The following is a 4,907-nucleotide window of genomic DNA, read 5'->3' as shown; positions in this document are numbered from 1 at the left end:
TTGGTTTGAACGTTGGGGATGTTATTGTCGCTACGAACGGGCGCGAGGTGAATTCGCCTTCTGAATTACTTTATTACATGACCGTCGCGGGCATTGGGTCGCATATCGAAGTAACTGCAGTGCGCGACAGTGTCTTAGTAGACTACCGTGTTGCGATGGTCGATCCACCCGAATTGCCGCCGCGCAATGAGATTACTTTGGATGAGGCGGATGTCCTTGTGGGTATGACTGTCGCCAACGTGAACCCTGCTGTTTTGGCAGAATATCGTTTGCCGATTTTGCCAAGCGGCGTTGTGGTGTTGGAAACCGGCCCCATCGGCCCGCGCATTGGCGTGCAACGAGGTGACATCATGCGCGAAATTGATGGGGTTAAAATAGTTGCACCGAGTGATGTGAAGACAGCCCTAAGCAGCGCACAGCGCGCGATTTCGATTGTCGTAGAACGTGGCGGGCAGCTGGTGTTGCTGAGCTTTAGGATTTGAACAATGTCAGACCTGTTTGATACGATCGCAAGCGAGCCCGTCAAAGGCCCACGCCCCCTTGCGGATCGGTTGCGGCCCACAAAATTGTCAGAGGTCATCGGGCAAACCCAAGTTTTGGGTGAGGGCGCGCCCCTTGAGGTGATGTTATCCTCTGGTTCGCTATCGTCGATCATTTTCTGGGGACCGCCGGGGGTTGGTAAGACAACGATCGCACGCCTGCTGGCGCATGAAACCGAGCTTCATTTTGTGCAAATTAGTGCAATTTTCACAGGGATGCCGGACCTGCGAAAAGTGTTTGAGGGCGCGAAGATCAGACGCCAGAACGGGCAAGGGACGTTGCTATTTGTCGACGAAATTCACCGCTTCAATAAAGCCCAGCAAGACGGATTTCTGCCGCACATGGAGGATGGAACAATCCTGCTTGTGGGCGCGACGACCGAGAACCCTTCGTTTGAATTGAACTCTGCGGTCCTGTCGCGTTCGCAAGTTCTGGTGTTAGAACGCCTCGATTTGGCAGAATTGGAACGCTTGGCACAGCGCGCAGAGCAGGAGTTGGAAAAAGAGCTGCCGCTGGATGGGCTTGCGCGTGAGGCCTTGCTGGAAATGGCTGACGGCGATGGTCGGGCTTTGCTGAACTTGATCGAACAGGTGGTTGCGTGGAAGACAGATCATAAGTTGACGCCACTTGAGTTGTCCAAACGCCTGCAAAAACGTGCGGCGCAGTATGACAAATCCGGTGATGCGCATTACAATTTGATTTCGGCCTTGCACAAATCTGTGCGCGGGTCTGATCCTGATGCAGCGCTGTATTGGTTTGCGCGTATGCTTGAGGGTGGTGAAGATCTGCGTTTTCTGGCCCGGCGCCTTGTGCGTATGGCGGTTGAGGATATCGGTCTGGCCGACCCCCAAGCGCAGGCCGTGTGTTTGCAATGCTGGCAAACCTACGAACGGCTTGGATCGCCTGAGGGGGAATTGGCATTGTCACAGGCTGTGATCTATCTAGCGCTCGCGCCGAAATCGAATGCGAATTACGTGGCCTACAAGGCTGCTCGTAATGCAGCCAAAGCGACTGGTTCAAAGCCACCCCCCATGCACATTCTGAACGGTGCAACGGATTTGATGAAGGATATCGGCTACGGCGCTGATTATGCATATGACCATGATGCAGAAGACGGGTTTTCGGGGCAAAACTATTTCCCCGATGGTATGGAGCGGCCCGCGATGTATCAGCCCGTCGAACGTGGATTTGAGCGGGATTTGAAGAAACGCGTAGAGTATTTTGCGAAACTACGCACGCAGCGACAAACTTGACTCTGCGCGCGCGTCGCGCGACACGGCAGCGATGTTATTCAACGTTTCCCTTGTGGCCCTTGGCGGCGCAATCGGCTCTAGCCTGCGTTATTTGTCGGGCGTGGCGCTAACGCGTTCCTTCGGGATTAGTTATCCACTGGGCGTTGTGCCGGTGAATATCATTGGATCGTTTCTGATGGGCCTATTTTTCATATATGCTCATCAAAAGGGATACACGTCTGCGAACCTGTTTGTCATGACAGGAATGCTTGGCGGATTTACGACGTTTTCAGCGTTCTCGTTGGAAGCGGTGACTTTGATGGAGCGCGGCCAGTTTGGCCAGGCCGCTCTTTATATAGGCCTGTCCGTTGGCCTATCGATTTTAGGTTTGATGGCGGGCTTAGCCGCCGCGAGAGGAATATGGGCATGAGCCGCGTTCAAACGATCATTCTTGCAGAAGACGACGGCGATCAACGCCTTGATCGTTTTCTCAAGCGTAGATTTCCAAAGATCACCCAAGGCATGATCGAAAAGATGTGTCGCAAGGGCGAGTTGCGTTTGGATGGTGGCCGCGTCAAAGCGAACACGCGTATTGAAGAAGGCCAACAGTTGCGCATTCCGCCGCTGCCCGAAAAGGATGCGCCCAAACATGCGCCGGCCAGCCGCGTGACGGCTGCGGACACCAAATTCATGCGCTCTTGCGTGATATACAAAGATGATCAAGTGATCGTTCTCAACAAACCTGCGGGTCTGCCTGTGCAAGGTGGGTCCGGCCATTCGCGTCACATTGATGGTTTGCTCGACGCATTGATCTACGATGCTGATGAACGTCCGCGCCTTGTTCACCGTTTAGACAAAGACACATCTGGCGTTCTGATCTTGGGCCGTACACGTCGTGCGACGGCTGATCTGACGGCATCGTTTCGCCACCGTGCCACGCGCAAGATTTACTGGGCCGCGATCGCAGGCGTGCCGCATCCGCGTATGGGCACGATCAAATATGGCTTGATGAAAGCACTTGGTCACGGCGCACGGGGCGAGGGCGAAAAGATGATTTGTGTTCACCCTAATGAGGTCGACACGACCGATGGTGCCAAGCGCGCGATGACCGATTACGCGGTACTTGAAACCGCAGGCCAACGTACCGCATGGTGTGCATTGATCCCAATCACGGGTCGCACGCACCAGCTGCGCGCGCATATGTCCGAGATGGGTCACCCTGTTGTGGGTGACGGAAAGTATGGTGGCTCTGGTCAAGAAAACATGGGCGACGGCTGGGGGTCCCAGCTTGGTGGCGAGATCAGCAAAAAACTGCACTTACACGCGCGCTCTTTGCAGATCGAGCATCCTGCGACCAAAGAAATGTTGCACGTAATCGCGCCCTTGCCCGAACATATGCAGCGCACGTGGGATACATTCGCGTGGAACCCGAAAGAGGTTCCAGAAGATCCCTTTGAAGAGCTGATGTAATGCGTCTAAGGGCCGTTATTTTTGATGTGGATGGCACGCTTGTGGACAGCCAAGCTGATATCTTGGCGGCTATGGTGATGGCATTTCAGGCGGAAGGTTTGTCGCCTCCCACCCGCGACGCTGTTCTTGGGATTGTCGGTTTGTCTTTGGATGTGGCGCTGCCAATCTTAGCCCCGGATAGCGATCACGAAGCCTGTACACGCATGGTTCAAGGTTACAAGGATGCTTATGTCGAAGTGCGTCGCGAAAAGGGGGCGAAAGTGTCTTCGCCTTTGTATTCTGGCGCGCGCGAGGCGTTGGATCGGCTCCAAAAACACGACGATGTTCTGCTAGGCGTGGCCACCGGCAAATCGCGGCGTGGTTTGGACAAGCTGATCGAGGCCTATGAGCTTGAGGGCGTGTTCTTGACCCGCCAAGTGGCGGATGATCACCCAAGCAAGCCGAACCCATCGATGTTATTCCAAGCGATGCGCGATTTGGGGCTTGAGGCGAATGACACAGTGATGATTGGCGACACCAGTTTTGACATGGAGATGGCGCGTGCAGCGGGTGTGCATTTCATAGGGGTCGCTTGGGGTTATCACGATGTCGCGCGTCTTGCCGACGCCGATGTGATTATTGACGATTTCGCGCAGTTAGATGCGGCGCTTGAGACGGTTTGGAGCAATTCCCATGTCTGATTGGAAAATGAAGCGCTTTTGGGAAACCACGACAGCAGTCGAGGTTGACGGCGGCTATACGGTTCACTTGGATGGACGCACCATCAAGACACCGGGCAAAGCTGCATTGATCGTGCCGACGCGCGCGATGGCCGCCGCGATGGCGCAAGAGTGGGACGCGCAAGAAAAAGAGATCAATCCGAACACGATGCCTGTCACGAAATCGGCGAACTCTGCGGTTGATAAAGTATCGGTTCAATTCGATGCTGTGGCTGATATGTTGGGCGAATACGCGGGCACAGATTTGTTGTGTTATCGCGCGATCCAACCCGAAGAATTGATCGAGAAACAGGCCGCTGGTTGGGACCCGCTCTTGGAGTGGTGCGCGATGACGTTCGATGCACCTTTGATGCCCGTCTCTGGCGTTATGTTCGCAGCCCAAGCCGAATCAAGTTTGACCAAGCTGCGCGCGCTTTTAGATGACATGAGCCCCTTTGAACTGACAGCCATGCATGATTTGATCACTTTGCCGGGATCATTTGTGATCGGTTTGGCGGCCTTAGACGGGGTCGAAAGCCCCGAGGCCCTTTGGGAGATTTCGCGCCTCGATGAGCGGTATCAACAAGAACAATGGGGCACGGACGATGACGCCGAAGATATGGCGAGAATCAAGGGAGAAGCCTTCAAACAGGCACATTCTTTCTACGAAATGTGCCAGATTTAAGCGCATTGTTCACATACGTTGCCTGCAATTCGACCTGCTTTGCTTGACCTAAGGTCGCCTAGGTCGGATTCATGGGTTTTCCCCGCATGTTCTACTTGACGTCATAGGTCAGTTGCGGCCAAACTCGGCGACACTAAGGGGGGAACTTCCCGTCTTTGGTATGAAACCCTGCACTCACTCGCAGGACGAACCACCCAACAAAGGGTGGAAAATCAGGAAGAGGTAACAATGAAAAAATCCGTATTTTTTGGTGCGATGACTGTAGCTGCTTTGGCAGCTGGC

The 4,907-nt window shown here is 54.3% G+C and carries 5 protein-coding genes and 1 pseudogene; all 6 read left to right on the top strand.

What is annotated here, in order from left to right; all coding sequences use genetic code 11:
• A pseudogene (locus QZ279_RS10760) lies at positions 1-482 on the top strand (serine protease); the annotation flags it as partial.
• Positions 483-485: 3 nt separating this feature from the next.
• Entirely contained in the window at positions 486-1,793 is a 1,308-nt protein-coding gene (locus tag QZ279_RS10755) for a replication-associated recombination protein A (protein ID WP_293450700.1), read from the top strand.
• A gap of 31 nt (positions 1,794-1,824) precedes the next feature.
• Positions 1,825-2,202: a fluoride efflux transporter CrcB gene (gene crcB, locus QZ279_RS10750; protein ID WP_293450698.1), complete on the top strand. Its 378-nt coding sequence runs from the start codon at positions 1,825-1,827 to the stop codon at positions 2,200-2,202.
• Positions 2,199-3,242 (top strand): RluA family pseudouridine synthase, encoded by a 1,044-nt coding sequence (locus tag QZ279_RS10745; protein WP_293450696.1) that lies wholly within the window; start codon positions 2,199-2,201, stop codon positions 3,240-3,242. The genes crcB and QZ279_RS10745 overlap by 4 nt, the downstream gene beginning before the upstream one ends.
• Positions 3,242-3,922: an HAD-IA family hydrolase gene (locus QZ279_RS10740; protein ID WP_293450694.1), complete on the top strand. Its 681-nt coding sequence runs from the start codon at positions 3,242-3,244 to the stop codon at positions 3,920-3,922. The genes QZ279_RS10745 and QZ279_RS10740 overlap by 1 nt, the downstream gene beginning before the upstream one ends.
• Positions 3,915-4,625, top strand: coding sequence for an ATP12 family protein (locus QZ279_RS10735; RefSeq protein WP_293450692.1), 711 nt, complete (start codon positions 3,915-3,917; stop codon positions 4,623-4,625). The genes QZ279_RS10740 and QZ279_RS10735 overlap by 8 nt, the downstream gene beginning before the upstream one ends.
• Positions 4,626-4,907: the final 282 nt, after the last annotated feature.

Source organism: Planktotalea sp. (genome assembly GCF_018607965.1).
In the GTDB taxonomy this organism is placed as follows: Bacteria; Pseudomonadota; Alphaproteobacteria; order Rhodobacterales; family Rhodobacteraceae; genus Planktotalea.
The sequence above is the reverse complement of the archived record's forward strand: the minus strand, read 5'-3'. Positions and strand labels throughout refer to the sequence as shown.